Raw genomic sequence first — 16,421 nt, forward strand, 5'->3', positions numbered from 1 at the left:
TCCGAAGCCGTCTGAACGCAAGCCATCCCAACTGGAGTACATCTCACCGATGACCGTTCCCGTATCACGCGGCCACAACCCGCTGCGCGACCCCGATGACCGTCGCCTCAACCGGATCGCAGGTCCCAGCGCGCTGGTGATCTTCGGTGTGACCGGCGATCTCTCGCGCAAGAAGCTCATGCCCGCGGTGTACGACCTCGCGAACCGGGGGCTCCTGCCCCCTGGTTTCGCGCTGGTCGGCTTCGCGCGTCGCGACTGGGAGGACCAGGACTTCGCGCAGGTCGTGTACGAGGCGGTCAAGGAGCACGCCCGCACGGAGTTCCGCGAGGACACCTGGAAGCAGCTGCTGCAGGGCATCCGCTTCGTCTCCGGAGAGTTCGACAACCCGGAATCCTTCGCGAAGCTTCGCGAGACCGTCGAGAAGCTCGACGTCGAACGCGGCACTATGGGCAACCACGCCTATTACCTGTCGATCCCGCCGAAGGCGTTCCCGCTCGTCGCGAAGCAGCTCAAGGAATCCGGGCTCGTCGGCGAGGACCGCGGCGACGACCAGTGGCGCCGTGTCGTGATCGAGAAGCCGTTCGGCCACGACCTCGACTCGGCGCGCGCGCTGAACAAGGCTCTCGAGGTGGCGTTCCCGGCGGACTCGATCTTCCGGATCGACCACTACCTGGGCAAGGAGACGGTCCAGAACATCCTGGCCCTGCGCTTCGCGAACGCCCTGTACGAGCCGATCTGGAACCGCAACTACGTCGACCACGTGCAGATCACGATGGCCGAGGACATCGGCGTCGGCGGCCGCGCCGGCTACTACGACGGCATCGGCGCAGCCCGCGACGTCATCCAGAATCACCTGCTCCAGCTGCTGGCGCTCACCGCGATGGAGGAGCCCATCAGCCTCTCCGCCGAGAACCTCCGCGCCGAGAAGGAGAAGGTGCTCGCGGCGGTCACGCTGCCCGACGATCTCTCTCTCGCCACGGCACGCGGACAGTACGACGGCGGGTGGCAGGGCGGCCAGGAGGTCTGCGGCTTCCTCGAGGAGGACGGGATGAACCCGGACTCGATCACCGAGACGTACGCCGCGATCAAGCTCGAGATCGCCAACCGACGCTGGGCGGGTGTCCCGTTCTACCTGCGCAGCGGAAAGCGCCTCGGCCGGCGTGTAACCGAGATCGCCGTGGTGTTCAACCGGGCACCCGAGCACCTGTTCGGTCGCGGCAACGCCTCCGAGCTCGGCCAGAACGCGCTGGTCATCCGTGTGCAGCCGGACGAGGGCGTCACGATCCGGTTCGGATCGAAGGTCCCTGGCACGGGCACGAACGTGCGCGACGTGACGATGGACTTCGGTTACGGTCACGCCTTCACCGAGGCGAGCCCCGAGGCGTACGAGCGACTGATCCTGGACGTCCTTCTCGGCGATCCGCCGCTGTTCCCCCGCCACGAGGAGGTGGAGCTGAGCTGGAAGATCCTCGACCCGGTCGAGAAGTACTGGGCCGCACAGGGTGCTCCGCTGGAGCAGTACGCCCCCGGCTCCTGGGGTCCGGCATCCGCCGATGCACTCCTTGCCCGCGACGGACGAGTCTGGAGACGCCCGTGATCATCGATCTTCCCGACACGACAGTCAGCCAGGTCGCCAAGCAGTTGGTGAAGGAACGCGAAGAGGGTGGCGCCGTCGCCCTCGGCCGCGTGCTGACCCTGGTCATCTCGGCGCGCAACGGCGTCGCCGAAGCCGCCATCGACGCCGCCAACGACGCCTCTCGCGAGCACCCGATGCGCGTCATCGTGCTGACGACGGGTGAGGGCGAGGCCCACCTCGACGCGCAGATCCGCATCGGCGGAGATGCCGGCGCGAGCGAGGTCATCGTGCTGCAGGCCTACGGTGCTGCCGCGAGCAACGAAGAGAGCCTCATCACGGGACTGCTGCTTCCGGACGCTCCCGTCGTCGCCTGGTGGCCGGATGAGGCCCCGTCGGATCCGGCCTCCTCTCCGCTCGGCCGCATCGCTCAGCGCCGGATCACGGATGCCGCGACGACCCCCGATGTGCGCGACCGGCTGTCCCTGCGCGGCAGGACGCACGCTCCCGGCGACACCGATCTGGCCTGGACCCGGTTGACGCACTGGCGCGAGCAGCTCGCCGCCGTCCTCGACCAGCCGCCGTTCGAGCCGGTCGACGCCGTCGAGGTTCGTGGTGCCGCCGGCTCACCGTCCACCGCGCTGCTGGCCGCATGGCTGCAGCTCGCCCTGCAGGTTCCCGTGCGCTGGTCGTATGAGGACCCGGCGCACTGGTCGGACGGCATCAAGTCGGTTCGTCTGACTCGTGCCAGCGGTGACATCCTGCTCGAGCGCCCGGAGCCCGGCGTCGCGGTGCTCACGCAGCCCGATCAGCCCGACCACGACCTCGTGCTTCCGCGGCGCACCCTGCGCGAGTGCCTGGCCGAGGAGCTGCGGCGTCTTGACCCCGACGTGCTCTACGGTCGTGTCATCACCGATGGCTGGGAGCAGCTCGGGCCGCCCGAGGCGGTAGCGTAAGGCGCATGGAATCAGCTTCCGCCGACAAGGTCGTCGTCATCGATCAGAGTGCGGCGGCCGTCGCCGAGCGCGTGGCCGACCGGTTTCTCGCCCGGGTGAAGGCGCGGACCCGCAACGGCCGCATCGCGCACGTCGCTCTGACCGGCGGCTCGATGGGCGGCGTCGTGCTGCAGGCAGTGGCCCAGCATCCCAAGGCATCGCAGACCGACTGGTCCCTGGTGCACTTCTGGTGGGGCGACGAGCGCTTCGTGCCGAGCGACGACACCGATCGCAACGCCGTGCAGGCGCGCAACGCCCTGTTGGATCACATCGACGTGCCCGCCGAGAACGTGCACGAGATCGCCGCAGCCGACAGCGGGCTCTCCCTGGATGAGGCCGCGACCGCGTACTCCGACGAGCTCGCCCGGTTCGGGGCGGATGGCGAGGCGTGGCCGTCGTTCGCCGTCTGCTTCCTCGGCGTGGGAGCGGACGGGCATATCGCCTCGTTGTTCCCCGATCGCGCCGAGGTCACCGTGACGGATGCCGCGGCCCTAGCAGTGCGCGACTCCCCCAAGCCGCCGCCGGAGCGTGTGACTCTCACCCGGCCGGTCATCAACTCGTCCAAGCGCGTGTGGTTGGTCCTCACCGGGGCGGACAAGGCCTCGGCGCTCGGGCTCGCCCTCGCAGGCGCGAGCTACACGAACGTGCCGGCAGCGGGCGCGAAGGGCCGCAAGCGCACGGTGTTCTTCGTCGATGAGGCAGCGGCCTCGGAGGTCCCGGAAGACCTCATCGATCAGAGCTACTGATCGCTCGCCGGAGCGTCGCCGGTTCCCGAGCCGTTCGCACGTCCAGAGTCGTCCGCGGGGTTCGGGCGCGGGGCGGGATCGCTGCCGCGCGTGATCCTGAGCTCCTGGCTCTCGCTGAGCACCTGCGGGTGATGTCTGGCCAGCCCGACGACGCCCCACACCGCAACGGCGCCGATCACGACGAACGCGACGAGCACCCAGGCTGGGGCCGCCGCAGCCTCGCCCAGCACGACGATGCCGATGACGACCGCGACGATCGGGTCGACCACCGTGAGGCCGGCGATCACGAGATCCGGGGGGCCGGAGCTGTACGCCGTCTGCACGAAGTAGGCGCCGACTGCAGCGGCCGCGACCAGGGCGATGGCGCAGACGAGCGTGAGCCAGTCGAAGTTCTCCGCCTTCAGTCGCTCGATGATCGCCTTGGCGAGCGTGACGACGAACCCGTACAGGATGCCGGCGCCGATGACGTAGAACAGAGCGCGCATGCGGTGTCGCAGGATGAGCCAGCACGCCCCGAGGACGATGATCACGACCAGCAGGCACGTCAGGATGATGAACAGCTTCTCGGTCGTGACCTCTTGCTCAGTGGCGAATATGGCCGCGAGGAACACGAACAGGAAGATGCCGCCGACGCACGCGACGATCGAGGTGAGCGACTTCCTGGTGGGGGTGTGACCCGAGACACGCGCATTGAGCAGAGTGGTGATCACGAGAGCGATCGCTCCGAGCGGCTGGACCACGATCAGCGGGGCGATCGCGAGGGCCGCCAGCTGACAGACGATCGCAAGCCCCAGCATGAGGGTGCCGATGAGCCACGACGGGCGCGTCAGCAGGGCCTTGACCTGGTCGAAGCTGAGCCCCTGGGTGCCATCCGCGCCGCTGAGGCGTTCGACCTTGGTGACGCCGCGATGCTGGTACTGCGCGCCCAGTGACATGAACACGGCACCGGCGAGGGCCAGCGGGATTCCCAGCAGCAGCGCCGGGTTCTGGAATGCCCCGACCAGCTGGTCGCCGACCTCGTCCACAGACGTCCATACCCCGGAGTTCACAGTAGAACCTTACCCGCCGATGCGCGGCCAGTAGGGTTGTGGCGTGGCTGTTCTTCCGATTCGCATCATGGGCGATCCTGTCCTGCACTCCCCCGCTTCCGAGGTCGAAGAGATCACGGAGGCGATCCGCGAACTCGTCGCGGACATGTTCGAGACCATGGATGCCGCCCCGGGAGTCGGTCTCGCCGCCCCGCAGGTCGGCGAACCGCTGCGCATCTATACCTACGCGTATGTCGACGACGACGAGAACCCATGGCGCGGCGTGATCATCAACCCCGTGCTGTGGATGTCGCCGCCGGAGCCCGGCTCCCCCGATCCGGACGAGGAGTCGGAGGGGTGCCTGTCGTTCCCCGGCGAGCGGTTCGCCCTGCGTCGGGCTGACCGTGTGCTCGTCACCGGCACCGATCTGGACGGCGCGGAGGTCCGCATCGAGGTGGACGGCTGGCGCGCGCGCATCATGCAGCACGAGTTCGATCACCTCGACGGCATCCTGTACATCGACCGCCTCTCGGACAGCGACTGGAAGACGGTCCAGAAGATCGCCAAGAAGCGCGGATGGGGGCGTCCGGGCGCCAGCTGGACGCCGGGCGTGGACGACCTCGAAGGATAGGATTTACATAGCAGGCTCATTGATCCTGCTGATCACCATTCCGGAGGAGAACACACGATGATGAAGATGCGCACGAAGCGCGGGCTGGCGCTGGCGGGGACAGCGGTGGCTCTGAGCATCGCGCTCAGCGGATGCAGCGCACTGAGCGGCATCCTGGGCGGGAACGACGCGCAGCGCGATGACGACGGCAACGTCACAGAGGGCACGAACATCGACATCTTCTCGCTGAAGGTGGGCGACTGCATGCCGGCATCCGACGCCAGCGGCGAGATCACGGACGCGGATGTCGTCCCCTGCTCCGAGCCGCACGCCGACGAGGTGTTCTACGAGTTCGAGCTCCAGGGCGAGGAACTGCCCGGCGACGACGAGATCATGAGCCAGGTCGAAGCGGAGTGCGTACCGGCATTCACCGAGTTCGTCGGCGTCGATTACTACGAGTCGACGCTCGACTTCTGGTGGATCACGCCCACGGAGGACACCTGGACCCAGGCGAACGACCGCGTGGTGCAGTGCGTCATCTACCAGCCGGACCCCGCGGACTCGACCGGCCGGACGCCGCTCGAGGTCACCGGTTCGCTCGAAGGCGCCGGCATCTGACCCGAAGCGCATGACGAAGAAGGCCCCGTCTTGAGACGGGGCCTTCTTCGTTCTGCTCCCCCGGTTGGACTCGAACCAACAACCTGCCGGTTAACAGCCGGCTGCTCTGCCAATTGAGCTACAGGGGATCATGCTTCGTCGCCGAGGCAACTCCACAATCTTAGCAAACTCCTGCGGGTGCACGTGACATCGGCGGGAGCCCTCGGGCGTGTCCCGGAACACTCACCATCCCGGCGAGTCGGCCTCCGCGTTCGGCACCCACAGCAGGTCCCGCCCCACGCCCCGCGCGACGACGTGGCCGCTCTTGAGCATCAGGGTCTCGGCGTTCAGCTCGCGGATGAACGCGGCATCGTTCGTGACGAGCAGAGCGCCCATCGCATGGTCCTCGCGGCGGCGCGTGATCGCGTCGAACACCACGTGCCGGACCTCCAGGTCGAGATTCGCGAGCGGCTCGTCGGCGATCAGCACCTTCGGCTCCAGTACGAACGCGCGGGCGACGGCGACACGCTGCCTCATGCCGGCGCTGAGCTCGTACGGGAACTTCTCGGCCGTACCCAGCGGCAGGTGCATCTCGTCGAGCAGCGTGGCGACGCGGATGGCCAGCGCCTTGCTGTTGACCCTCTTGTCGCGGATCAGGATCGGTTCGGCGATCACGTCCCCGACAGTGAGGGTCGGCGGCAGATCCGCCCCTGCACCCTGCGGCAGATAGCCGGCGCGATAGGTCAGTTCGCGATGACGACGCCCCGGGCGTCGTACGTTCACGCCGCACACCTCGGCGCGTCCGCCGACGATCCGAACAGAGGGGTCTGTGGAGCCCGCAAGTGCCGCGACCAGCGTCGACTTGCCGGATCCGGTGGGACCGGCGACGCAGATCAGCTCACCGGGCGGGAGCGCGAACGTCACCCCGTCGACGGCGCGGGTCGGAGCGCTGTGCCCGATTCGGTCGATGACGAGATCGGAGCAGTCGATGACGTCCGTGGAGGGCGGTCTTCGTGACATGTGTTCCATCCTCCCCCGGCGCGAGAGGCTGAGCACGTTACGACTCGGCGAAGCGCTGACGCTCGACGTCGATGTCACGAAGGCGCATGCGGAGTGCGCGTCCGCCGTCCGAGTCGGCGGGAACCCGCTGGATCGCTCCCAGCAGTTCCTGCTTCTCCCGCTCGAGGCCGCGCATGATCATGCGCCGGGAGAGGTCGGCGGTCGAGGCGACGGCGCCCGCCTCATCCCGCGCGGGGAACGGACTCATCAGCAGCTCGCCCGCCAGCGACCGGTACGGCTCGCGCACTGCACCGACGGCATCCATCGCCCATCCCACCCGCGTGCGGTCCGGGACCGCGGCGATCGCCTGGCGGATCGCCTCGAGCGCGGGATGCCGGAACGGTGCCTCCACTGCACGGGACAGCATCGCCTGATCCACCTGGTGGCCGTACTGCAACGCGCCCATGATCATGCCGCGTTCTGCCGCGACATCCGCTGTCCGCGGCAGACTCGCCAGCGTCACAGCAGGGATGCCGGCGGAGGGCGCCTCCGGCTGCGTCTGGGCAGGCTGCTCCTGCTTGGACCTTGCGGCGCCGGCGCCGCGCGCGGCCCGTTCGACCTCAGCGTGCACCTCGGTCGGGTCCATGCCCAGACGTCGGGCGAGCACCCTTTCGTACCCGGGACGCAGCAGTCGATCCCGGATCTCGGCCACGATCGGTGCGGCGGCGCGCAGCGCACCGACCTGCCCCTCGACGGTCGCGAGATCGTACCCGGCGAGCTTGCGGTCGATCGCGAACTCGAACATCGGCACCTTGGCGTCCATGAGTCCGCGCACTGCCGCATCGCCGCGCTGCAGGCGCAGATCGCACGGGTCCATGCCGTTCGGGGCGACGGCGACGAAGGTCTGCGCGTTGAAGCGATCGTCCTCGCTGAAGGCGCGCAGCGCGGCCTTCTGGCCGGCCTCGTCGCCGTCGAAGGTGAAGACGATCTCGCCGGAGCTGGAGTCGTCGCCCATCACGCGCCGCAGACCCTTGATGTGCTCGGCGCCGAACGCGGTTCCGCAGGTGGCGATCGCCGTGGTGACGCCCGCGAGGTGGCACGCCATGACGTCCGTGTAGCCCTCCACGACCACGACACGGCGGGGATCGCCGCGCGAGATGTCGCGCTTGGCGAGGTCGAGGCCGTAGAGCACCTGGTTCTTCTTGTAGATGATCGTCTCGGGGGTGTTCAGGTACTTCGGCCCCTGATCGTCGTCGTAGAGCTTGCGCGCCCCGAACCCGATGGTCTGCCCCGTCACATCGCGGATCGGCCACACCAGGCGTCCGCGGAACCGGTCGTAGACGCCGCGCTGCCCCTGCGAGACCAGGCCCGCTGCGAGCAACTCGTCGCGGGTGAACCCCTGCGCGCTGAGCGCCTTCAGCATCCCTTCCCAACCGCGCGGCGCGTAGCCGACGCCGAAGTGCGCCGCCGCTCCCGCGTCGAAGCCGCGCTCACCGAGGAATCGGCGGCCGGTCTCGGCCTCCGTAGACAGCAGCTGGCCGCGGAAGAACTCCGCCGCCGCGGTGTTCGCGGCGTACAGCCGGCTGCGGCCGCTGGTCTCAGGCGCGGCACCGCCGTCCTCATAGTGCAGGGTGTAGCCGAGGCGGCCGGCGAGGCGCTCGACCGCTTCGGTGAAGCTGACATGGTCGATCGCTCGCAGGAACGAGTAGACGTCTCCGGATTCGCCGCAGCCGAAGCAGTGGTAGAACCCCACCTGCGGCCGGACGTGGAAGCTCGGGCTCTTCTCGTCGTGGAACGGGCACAGTCCCTTGAGCGATCCCACCCCGGCGGACTTCAGCGCGACGCGCTCTCCGACGATGTCGGCGATGTTCGTGCGGGACTTGACCTCGTCGACGTCGGCCTGCCGGATGCGGGGCATCAGTGCGCCCCTTCGGCCATCCGCACCGCTGCGTGCGCGTGCGGCCTCGCGCCGGCTCGCGCAGTGCGCGGCGTCCAGATCCCCACTTCCGCCGGGTCGATGTCGCCGACCAGCCGGCTGTGCCAGTCCAGCGCCGTCTGATCCGTGAGGCTGGCGATCTGGTCCACGACGACCCTGGCGCGCTCGGCATCCGATTCGGCGGCCTGGAAGTCCGCGGCGAATGCGGGCTCGAGTACGTCGGCTCCGGCGTTCCACAGCGCGTCCGTGGACCAGAGCGCCTCGGCGAGACGCTTGAGGACCCGGCGCTGCTCCTTGTACACGCCCTTGCGCGCATCGATCGTGACGATCGCCTGGCCCATGATGCCCTTGAGCACCGCGATCTCGGCCTCGACGACGCGGGGGACGACGACGTGCGCGTTGTAGCGCACCAACGAAGGGCCGGCGTAGGCGTCGCGGGTCGCCGTGACCGCTGCGCGGGCGAAGCGACCGATGAGGTCGCTGGTGAGGTTTTTGAGGCGCGCAAGGTCCTGCCGCGAACGGTCGAAGGACTTCAGCCACATCGGCTGGCGGGTGAGGCGGTACAGCCCGTCGGCGAGCTCCTCGCGGGTGAAGTCGTAGCCGACCCACTGCTGGATGCGGCTGACGAGTGCGTGATGCTCGGCGGGATCGGAGAGCTGTGCGACTTCGAGGTAGCCGTTGACGATGGCGTCCTCGAAATCGTGCACTGAGTAGCCGATGTCGTCGGAGAGGTCCATGATCTCGGCCTCGATGCAGCGCAGGCGGCCCGGGGCCCCCTCGCGCATCCAGCGGAACACGGCCTCGTCCTCGGGATAGACGCCGAACTTCAGCCGTCCGCCCGGGTCGGGCACAGGGCTGTCGACCGTCCACGGGTACTTGCAGGTCGCATCAAGGCTCGCGCGGGTGAGGTTGAGCCCGACCGAGTGTCCGTCGCCGTCGAGGACCTTCGCCTCGAGGCGGGTGAGGATGCGCAGCGATTGGGCGTTCCCCTCGAAGCCGCCGATGGGCTCTGCCCATTCGTTCAGCGCGCGCTCACCGTTGTGTCCGAACGGCGGGTGGCCCAGGTCGTGGCTCAGGCATGCCGTGTCGACGACGTCGGCCGAAACGCCCAGCGCCACCGCGAGTTCACGGCCGACCTGCGCGACCTCGAGCGAATGGGTGAGACGGTTGCGGGCGAAGTCGGCGGTGCTGGCGGGGCTCAGCACCTGCGTCTTGGCGGCCAGTCGGCGCAGCGCCGCGGAATGCAGCACCCGGGCGCGGTCGCGTGCGAAGTCGTCTCGTTCGGAACGGTGGGCCTGGGTGAAGTAGCGCTCGGCATCGCGCGGCTCGTAGCCGTCGGCGCGCACCTCAGCCGCCACTGTTCTCGATCTCCGCTCCGCGCAGCATCTCACCGGTCTCCGCAGCCACATCGCGCGACTCCAGCCACTTGTCCGGCAGTGCGGGACGCTTCGGACGCCCTGCGCGGCCGCGCTGCCCCTCGGCATCCGCGCCAGGATACGGGGCGTCGTGATCGAGCTGACCGAGCAGCTCGTCGATGTGGGCGAGGCTCTGCGCCGTGGCGAGTCCGGTGCGGATGTCGCTGCCGACCGGGTAGCCCTTGAAGTACCAGGCGACGTGCTTGCGGATGTCGCGGCATCCGTGGTCCTCGTCGTCGAAGAAGTCGACGAGCAGCTCGGCGTGGCGGCGGAACGCGTTGGCGACGAATCCGAGCGTGGCGTCGACGTGAGGCGCCTCGGCGCCGAACGCCGCGGCGAGGTCGCCGAACAGCCAGGGGCGGCCGAGGCATCCGCGGCCGACGACGACGCCGTCGCAGTCGGTCTCGGCCATCATCCGTACGGCGTCATCGGCCGACCAGATGTCGCCGTTTCCGAGCACGGGGATGCTGGTGACGACCTGCTTGAGCTCGCCGATCGCGTTCCAGTCGGCGTGGCCGGAGTAGAACTCGCTCGCTGTGCGGGCATGGAGGGCGACGGCTGCCGCCCCGGCATCCTCGGCGGCGCGACCCGCGTCGAGGAACGTGAGGTGGTCGGGGTCGATGCCCTTTCGCATCTTCACCGTGAGCGGAAGGGGGCCCGCGGCCTTGACGGCCTGATCGACGATGTCGGCGAACAGCTGGGTCTTCCAGGGGAGCGCTGCTCCCCCGCCCTTGCGGGTGACCTTGGGGACGGGGCACCCGAAGTTGAGGTCGATGTGGTCGGCGTGATCCTCGGCGACGATGATGCGCACGGCCTCGGCGATGGTCTTCGGGTCGACGCCGTACAGCTGGATCGACCGGGGAGTCTCGGACTCGTGGTGGCGGATCAGCCGCATCGTCGTGTCGTTGCGTTCGACGAGCGCGCGCGACGTGATCATCTCGCTGACGTAGAGTCCTGCGCCGTATTCACGGCACAGGCGACGGAAGGCCGTGTTCGTGATGCCGGCCATGGGCGCGAGGACCACGGGCACGTCGAGGTCGATCGGGCCGATGCGCAGAGCGCGGGCGGGAGCGGGAGCGATAGTCATTTCCTTACCATTCTCCCATCCCCGGCGCGCCCGGTGCCTCATCGCGGACATAGGGTGTGGATATGACCGATTCCTCTGTCTCTGATGACAACGTGCGCCGGATCCCGTTCACAGATGCGGACGGGACTCAGAAGACCCTCGATGACCTCGGCGTCGACGTCGTGCTGGTGGTCAACGTGGCCTCGAAGTGCGGCCTGACGCCCCAGTACGAGCAGCTCGAGGAGCTGCAGCGCACCTATGGCGAACGAGGGTTCAGCGTCGTCGGATTCCCCTGCAACCAGTTCATGGGCCAGGAGCCCGGTTCGCTCGAGCAGATCCAGGAGTTCTGCTCGACCACCTACGGCGTCACCTTCCCCGTGAACGAGAAGGTCAGGGTGAACGGTCGGAACGCCGACGAACTGTACAAGTCGCTCAAGCAGACGCCGGATGCCGGTGGCAAGGCCGGCCGCGTGGAGTGGAACTTCGAGAAGTTCCTCGTCGGCCCGGATGGCTCGGTGACGCGGTTCCGTCCGAAGCAGAAGCCGGACGCCCCCGAGATCGTCAGCGCGATCGAGGGCGCCCTGACCCGCTGGAGCGAACCGTTGCTCAGGCGCTGACGTCCGCGCCGCGCTTCGCCCAAAGATCACGCAGCACGTTCTCGAACGTCGCCGGCGGCTGGGCACCTGAGATGCCGTACTGTCCGTCGATGACGAAGAACGGCACGCCCTGGATGCCGTATGCGCGCGCCTGCGCCTGGTCCTGGCGGACGGCGGGCACATACGTGTCGTTGTTCAGAGCGTCGCGGGTGGCGTCGGCATCCAGCCCGACCTCGACGGCGAGATCGACCAGGTCGTCGACCCGGCCGACGTGCTTGCCCTCGGTGAAGTAAGCGGACATCAGCCGCTCCTCCATCTCGTGCTGCAGTCCCTGCGCCTTGGCGTGGTGCAGCAGCTCATGGGCCTTGACCGTGTTGGTGTGCTTGAGCAGATCGAACCGGTACTCGAGACCGGCGTTCTTCGCGACGCCCGTGACGTTGTCGAGCATCTGCGCGACCTGTTCGCGCGGCATGCCCTTGTGGCCTGCCAGGAAGTCGATCTCGTCGCCGTCGAAGTCGACCGGGGTGTCGGGCGAGAGCTCGAAGGAGTGGAACGTGATGTTGACCTGCGGGGCGTCGTCGTCGGATGCCGTGGCCGCGAGGCCCGCTTCAAGATTGCGCTTGCCGATGTAGCACCAGGGGCAGGCGATGTCGGACCAGATGTCAATGGAAATAGGTTCGCTCACGTCATGTGCAACGACGTCGGGGCGCGACATATTCCGTTGATAGCATCTTCGGATGCTCACCGCCGATGATCCGCTGCCGTACCGGCCCCAGCGGGTGCTGATCGCCGGAGTCACCGGATCGGGCAAGACCACGCTCGCGCGACGCATCGCCGAGCGGTGGGATCTCGTGCATCACGAGATCGATGCGCTGCACCATGGCCCGGGCTGGATGCCGCGACCCGAGTTCCTCGACGATGTGCGCGCGTTCGCCGCGACCGACCGGTGGGTCACCGAGTGGCAGTACACCAGCAAGGGGACGGACGAGATCATGACCCCTCGTGCGCAGCTCGCCATCTGGCTCGACTATCCCTGGCCGGTTGTTCGCACCCGGCTGATCCGGCGCACGGTGGGCCGTAGCATCCTGCGCACCAAGATGTACAACGGCAACGTTGAGAAGCCCATCTGGCAGATGCTCGCGACGCGTGATCCTGCGGAAAGCATCCTCGCCTGGCAGATCAAGACCCGCCATTTCTGGGCAGAGCGGATGCCGCAGAAGCAGGCGGAGTTCCCGCATCTGACCATCGTGCGGCTACGGCATCCGCGCGAGACGGAACGGTGGCTGCGGGCGAACTGAGATTTCGACTCCTCGCTGCGCTCGTCGCTCAATCCGTTTCGTCTCCGGCGCTCCGCGCCTCCGCTCAACGACCCGTCTAGAGGCCCCAGTGCTCTCAGCGGGCGGCGTCCGGCGCGTCCACCGCGCCTCCGAACCGGCGGTCCCGCGAGAGGTAGATCTCGATCGCGCGCCACAGCTCCTCACGCGAGAAGTCCGGCCAGAGCGTGTCGAGGAACACCATCTCCGCATACGCCGACTGCCAGAGCAGGAAGTTCGAGGTGCGCTGCTCCCCCGAGCTGCGCAGGAACAGGTCGACGTCCGGCATGTCCGGCACGTAGAGGTTCCGGCGGATCATCTTCTCGCTGATCGCGTTCGGCTTCAGGCGTCCGGCCGCGACCTCGCCGGCGAGCGAGCGCACAGCATCCACCAGCTCGACGCGTCCGCCGTAATTGACGCACATCGTGAGAGTCAGAGTGTCGTTGCTCTTGGTGAGCTCCTCCGCGTACTGCAGCTCTTTGATCACCGACCCCCACAGGCGCGGCTTGCGTCCGGCCCACCGCACGCGGACGCCCCACTCGTTGAGCTGGTCACGGCGGCGGTGCAGCACGTCGCGGTTGTAGCCCATGAGGAAGCGGACCTCCTCGGGCGATCGCGCCCAGTTCTCGGTCGAGAAGGCGTACACGCTGAGGTGCTTGACGCCGGCCTGGATGGCGCCGGCGACGACGTCGAGCAGCACCTCCTCCCCCGCTTTGTGCCCCTGGATGCGCGTGAGGCCGCGGCGGTTCGCCCAGCGCCCGTTGCCGTCCATGACGATCGCGACGTGCTCGGGCACCTTCGGGAACTTCGGCGGATAGACGCCCGTCCAGTCCAGCGGGCGATACGCGACGGCATCCTTGTGCGTGTAGGGCTTCGGGGTCAACGGATGCCTTCCCGGTCGGATCCGGAGATCTGCGCGAGCGAGCGGATGCCGCGCTCGAGATGGAACTGGGTGTACGCCGACACGAGCCCGGATGCTGCGGCCGAATCCGCCCCTGGTGCGGCGTCCACGGCATCCCATTCACCGCGGATCAGCGAGCGCAGCAGGTCGAGCGTCGGCTCGGCGACCCGCGGGCTGCCCGCAGGAGCGCAGTTCCCGCACACCAGCCCGCCGAGCTGCACGACGAAACTCCGGTGCGGTCCCGGAGCGCCGCACCGGGCGCAGTCGCTCAGCGACGGCGCCCAGCCCGACAGCGCCATGACACGGAGCAGGTAGGAATCGAGGATGCTGCGCGGAGCATGCTCGCCGCGTGACAGCGCGCGCAGACCCCCGACGAGCAGCAGGTATTGCTCGGGCGTCGCCTCCGAGTCGTTCAGACGGTCCGCGGTCTCCACCATGGCGCTGGCAGACGTGAACCGCTCGTAGTGTGCGGCGATCTCGCTGCCGTACGCTCCGAGCGATTCCGCCTGCTGCACGATGTCGAGGGAGCGCCCCTGGTACAGCTGCACGTCGGCGACCATGAACGGCTCGAGCCGCGACCCGAACTTCGACGAGGTGCGCCGCACGCCCTTCGCGACCGCACGGATCTTTCCGTTGCGGCGCGAGAGCATGGTGACGATGCGATCCGCCTCACCGAGCTTGTGGGTGCGCAGGATCACCGCTTCGTCTCGATAGGTGGGCACCCTTCGATTATCCTCCGCCCGAGGGCGAACCGGCTCTCACACCGCCGCGAGCTGCGGCTCCCGCGTGCGAATGGCGCGGTTCACGCCAGACACGATCGCCTTGAGGCTCGCGGTCGAGATGTCGCCGTCGATGCCGACGCCCCACAGGCGCTGGTCGTCCACCTGCAGTTCGACGTAGGCCGCGGCCTGAGCGTCACCGCCGGCGCTGAGAGCGTGCTCGACGTAGTCGTAGACGGTGATGTCGAAGCCCTGTCCGCGCAGCACCTCCACGAACGCGGCAACAGGGCCGTTGCCCTGACCGGTGACCGCGTGCTGGGTCTCGCCATCGCGCACGGTGACATCGAGCACGACCTCGCCGGACATGTCGCTGCGGGTCTGCGTGGCGAGCAGTTCGAAGCGGCCCCACTTGGCGTCGGAGTCGTCGGCGGGCAGGTATTCGTCGTGGAAGATCGACCAGATCTGGTCGCTGGTGACCTCGCCGCCTTCGCTGTCGGTCTTGGACTGCACGACTCCCGAGAACTCGATCTGGAGCTTGCGCGGCAGGTCGATCGAGTGGTCGGTCTTGAGCAGGTACGCGACGCCGCCCTTGCCGGACTGGGAGTTGACGCGGATGACGGCCTCGTACGAGCGGCCGAGATCCTTCGGGTCGATCGGCAGGTACGGCACGGCCCACTCGATCTCGTCGACGGTCTTGCCCTCGGCGGACGCGCGGGCCTCCATCGCCTCGAAGCCCTTCTTGATCGCATCCTGGTGCGATCCGCTGAACGCGGTGAAGACCAGATCCCCGGCCCACGGGCTGCGCTCCGGGACGGGCAGCTGGTTGCAGTACTCGACCGTGCGCTTGACCTGATCGATGTCGCTGAAGTCGATCTGCGGGTCGATGCCCTGAGTGAACATGTTGATGCCCAGGGCGACCAGGTCGACGTTGCCGGTGCGCTCACCGTTGCCGAACAGGCATCCCTCGATCCGGTCGGCCCCGGCCATGTAGCCGAGTTCGGCTGCGGCCACGGCGGTGCCGCGGTCGTTGTGCGGGTGCAGCGACAGGATGATGTTCTCGCGGTGGTTCAGGTGACGGCTCATCCACTCGATCGAGTCGGCGTACACGTTCGGGGATGCCATCTCGACCGTGGCGGGCAGGTTGATGATGACCTTGCGGTCCGGCGCCGGTTCGAAGATCTCGATCACCTGGTTGCAGATGTCGAGCGCGAACTCCAGCTCGGTGCCGGTGTAGCTCTCGGGCGAGTACTCGTAGTACACGGTCGTGCCGGGCACCGTCTTCTCGTACTTCTTGCACAGCCGCGCACCCTCGAGTGCGATGTCGATGATGCCCTGCTTGTCGGTGCGGAACACGACGTCGCGCTGCAGGATGCTGGTGGAGTTGTACAGGTGCACGATGGCCTGCTTGGCACCGGCGATCGACTCGTAGGTGCGCTCGATCAGGTGCTCGCGCGCCTGCGTCAGGACCTGGATCGTGACGTCGTCGGGGATGAGGTCGTCTTCGATCAGCTGTCGCACGAAATCGAAGTCGGTCTGGCTCGCCGAGGGGAAGCCGACCTCGATCTCCTTGTACCCCATGCTGACGAGCAGCTCGAACATGACCCGCTTGCGCTCGGGGGACATCGGATCGATGAGTGCCTGGTTGCCGTCGCGCAGGTCGACCGCGCACCAGCGGGGCGCTTCGGTGATTCGCTGGGACGGCCAGGTGCGGTCGCGGAGGTCGACCTTGATCTGCTCGTGGAACGGCCGGTACTTGTGGATCGGCATTGCGGACGGGCGCTGGGAGTTCTGCATGATGGGCTTCTTCTCTTCGTCTACTGATCGGGTCAGAATGATCGGGCCAACACAAGCGCCGCGACGAGGAAGGCCCCTGCGTTCAGGACTCGTCGCGGCAGCTAAGAAGAAGCAGACCGCCGAAAGGCATGAA

At 68.0% G+C, this 16,421-nt stretch carries 16 protein-coding genes and 1 tRNA gene; 7 read left to right on the plus strand and 10 right to left on the minus strand.

Going from position 1 to position 16,421, the window contains the following annotated elements:
* The first annotated feature begins 49 nt into the window (after positions 1–49).
* The 3 genes from zwf to pgl are packed head-to-tail and all read left to right on the plus strand — an operon-like array spanning position 50 to position 3,314.
* Complete coding sequence (zwf, locus tag MAE01_RS13980; RefSeq protein ID WP_147040390.1) at positions 50–1,597, plus strand: glucose-6-phosphate dehydrogenase; 1,548 nt, start codon at positions 50–52, stop codon at positions 1,595–1,597.
* The gene (locus MAE01_RS13985) at positions 1,594–2,529 is read left to right on the plus strand and encodes a glucose-6-phosphate dehydrogenase assembly protein OpcA (protein ID WP_147040392.1); all 936 of its coding nucleotides are present in this window, start codon (positions 1,594–1,596) and stop codon (positions 2,527–2,529) included. The genes zwf and MAE01_RS13985 overlap by 4 nt, the downstream gene beginning before the upstream one ends.
* Before the next feature lie 5 nt (positions 2,530–2,534).
* A complete protein-coding gene (gene pgl, locus MAE01_RS13990) occupies positions 2,535–3,314 on the plus strand; it encodes a 6-phosphogluconolactonase (protein WP_147040393.1) in 780 nt (259 codons plus the stop codon).
* On the opposite strand, the gene MAE01_RS13995 is transcribed toward pgl, so the two are convergent.
* Positions 3,308–4,363, minus strand: coding sequence for a DMT family transporter (locus MAE01_RS13995; RefSeq protein ID WP_229718176.1), 1,056 nt, complete (start codon positions 4,361–4,363; stop codon positions 3,308–3,310). The two genes, pgl and MAE01_RS13995, sit on opposite strands and share 7 nt — an antisense overlap.
* Positions 4,364–4,406: 43 nt before the next feature.
* On the opposite strand from MAE01_RS13995, the gene def reads away from it, so the two are divergent.
* Together def and MAE01_RS14005 are read left to right on the plus strand one after the other, a co-directional pair.
* The gene (gene def / locus MAE01_RS14000; protein ID WP_147040395.1) at positions 4,407–4,973 is read left to right on the plus strand and encodes a peptide deformylase; all 567 of its coding nucleotides are present in this window, start codon (positions 4,407–4,409) and stop codon (positions 4,971–4,973) included.
* A 57-nt stretch (positions 4,974–5,030) separates the two neighbouring features.
* Entirely contained in the window at positions 5,031–5,570 is a 540-nt protein-coding gene (locus MAE01_RS14005; RefSeq protein ID WP_147040397.1) for a septum formation family protein, read from the plus strand.
* 55 nt (positions 5,571–5,625) lie between these two features.
* Here MAE01_RS14005 and MAE01_RS14010 read toward each other — a convergent pair.
* The 5 genes from MAE01_RS14010 to dusB form a co-directional block, all read right to left on the minus strand.
* Positions 5,626–5,698: transfer RNA gene (locus MAE01_RS14010), tRNA-Asn, on the minus strand.
* A gap of 94 nt (positions 5,699–5,792) precedes the next feature.
* The gene (locus MAE01_RS14015) at positions 5,793–6,569 is read right to left on the minus strand and encodes an ATP-binding cassette domain-containing protein (RefSeq protein ID WP_147040399.1); all 777 of its coding nucleotides are present in this window, start codon (positions 6,567–6,569) and stop codon (positions 5,793–5,795) included.
* Between the two features lie 37 nt (positions 6,570–6,606).
* A complete protein-coding gene (dnaG, locus tag MAE01_RS14020; protein WP_147040400.1) occupies positions 6,607–8,466 on the minus strand; it encodes a DNA primase in 1,860 nt (619 codons plus the stop codon).
* The gene (locus MAE01_RS14025; protein WP_147040402.1) at positions 8,466–9,893 is read right to left on the minus strand and encodes a deoxyguanosinetriphosphate triphosphohydrolase; all 1,428 of its coding nucleotides are present in this window, start codon (positions 9,891–9,893) and stop codon (positions 8,466–8,468) included. The genes dnaG and MAE01_RS14025 overlap by 1 nt, the downstream gene beginning before the upstream one ends.
* Entirely contained in the window at positions 9,832–10,986 is a 1,155-nt protein-coding gene (gene dusB / locus MAE01_RS14030; protein ID WP_147040404.1) for a tRNA dihydrouridine synthase DusB, read from the minus strand. The genes MAE01_RS14025 and dusB overlap by 62 nt, the downstream gene beginning before the upstream one ends.
* Positions 10,987–11,048: 62 nt before the next feature.
* On the opposite strand from dusB, the gene MAE01_RS14035 reads away from it, so the two are divergent.
* Complete coding sequence (locus tag MAE01_RS14035; protein WP_147040406.1) at positions 11,049–11,582, plus strand: glutathione peroxidase; 534 nt, start codon at positions 11,049–11,051, stop codon at positions 11,580–11,582.
* On the opposite strand, the gene MAE01_RS14040 is transcribed toward MAE01_RS14035, so the two are convergent.
* A complete protein-coding gene (locus tag MAE01_RS14040; protein ID WP_147040464.1) occupies positions 11,572–12,246 on the minus strand; it encodes a DsbA family oxidoreductase in 675 nt (224 codons plus the stop codon). The two genes, MAE01_RS14035 and MAE01_RS14040, sit on opposite strands and share 11 nt — an antisense overlap.
* 52 nt (positions 12,247–12,298) lie before the next feature.
* On the opposite strand from MAE01_RS14040, the gene MAE01_RS14045 reads away from it, so the two are divergent.
* Positions 12,299–12,859, plus strand: a complete 561-nt coding sequence (locus MAE01_RS14045) for a P-loop NTPase family protein (protein WP_147040407.1) — start codon at positions 12,299–12,301, stop codon at positions 12,857–12,859.
* Positions 12,860–12,953: 94 nt separating this feature from the next.
* On the opposite strand, the gene MAE01_RS14050 is transcribed toward MAE01_RS14045, so the two are convergent.
* From MAE01_RS14050 to leuA, 3 genes are read right to left on the minus strand one after another with little or no spacing between them, the layout of a single operon-like run.
* Positions 12,954–13,757 carry an isoprenyl transferase gene (locus MAE01_RS14050; RefSeq protein ID WP_147040409.1) on the minus strand — a complete coding sequence of 268 codons (804 nt, stop codon included), beginning with the start codon at positions 13,755–13,757 and terminating at the stop codon, positions 12,954–12,956.
* Positions 13,754–14,497 carry a DNA repair protein RecO gene (recO, locus tag MAE01_RS14055; protein ID WP_147040411.1) on the minus strand — a complete coding sequence of 248 codons (744 nt, stop codon included), beginning with the start codon at positions 14,495–14,497 and terminating at the stop codon, positions 13,754–13,756. Before recO ends, MAE01_RS14050 begins: the two co-directional genes overlap by 4 nt.
* A gap of 36 nt (positions 14,498–14,533) precedes the next feature.
* Positions 14,534–16,288, minus strand: coding sequence for a 2-isopropylmalate synthase (gene leuA, locus MAE01_RS14060; protein ID WP_147040413.1), 1,755 nt, complete (start codon positions 16,286–16,288; stop codon positions 14,534–14,536).
* Between the last annotated feature and the right edge of the window lie 133 nt (positions 16,289–16,421).

The sequence above is a fragment of the Microbacterium aerolatum genome, assembly GCF_007988825.1.
Lineage (GTDB): Bacteria > Actinomycetota > Actinomycetes > Actinomycetales > Microbacteriaceae > Microbacterium > Microbacterium aerolatum.

Bases quoted from the DNA above. Each gene is read 5' to 3' on its own strand.
- leuA (WP_147040413.1), bottom strand. From the start codon at position 16,288: ATGCAGAACTCCCAGCGCCCGTCCGCAATGCCGATCCACAAGTACCGG.
- dusB (WP_147040404.1), bottom strand. From the start codon at position 10,986: ATGACTATCGCTCCCGCTCCCGCCCGCGCTCTGCGCATCGGCCCGATC.
- MAE01_RS14005 (WP_147040397.1), top strand. From the start codon at position 5,031: ATGATGAAGATGCGCACGAAGCGCGGGCTGGCGCTGGCGGGGACAGCG.
- MAE01_RS14015 (WP_147040399.1), bottom strand. From the start codon at position 6,569: ATGTCACGAAGACCGCCCTCCACGGACGTCATCGACTGCTCCGATCTC.
- MAE01_RS14035 (WP_147040406.1), top strand. From the start codon at position 11,049: ATGACCGATTCCTCTGTCTCTGATGACAACGTGCGCCGGATCCCGTTC.
- MAE01_RS14045 (WP_147040407.1), top strand. From the start codon at position 12,299: ATGCTCACCGCCGATGATCCGCTGCCGTACCGGCCCCAGCGGGTGCTG.
- dnaG (WP_147040400.1), bottom strand. From the start codon at position 8,466: ATGCCCCGCATCCGGCAGGCCGACGTCGACGAGGTCAAGTCCCGCACG.
- pgl (WP_147040393.1), top strand. From the start codon at position 2,535: ATGGAATCAGCTTCCGCCGACAAGGTCGTCGTCATCGATCAGAGTGCG.
- MAE01_RS14025 (WP_147040402.1), bottom strand. From the start codon at position 9,893: ATGTGGCTGCGGAGACCGGTGAGATGCTGCGCGGAGCGGAGATCGAGA.
- zwf (WP_147040390.1), top strand. From the start codon at position 50: ATGACCGTTCCCGTATCACGCGGCCACAACCCGCTGCGCGACCCCGAT.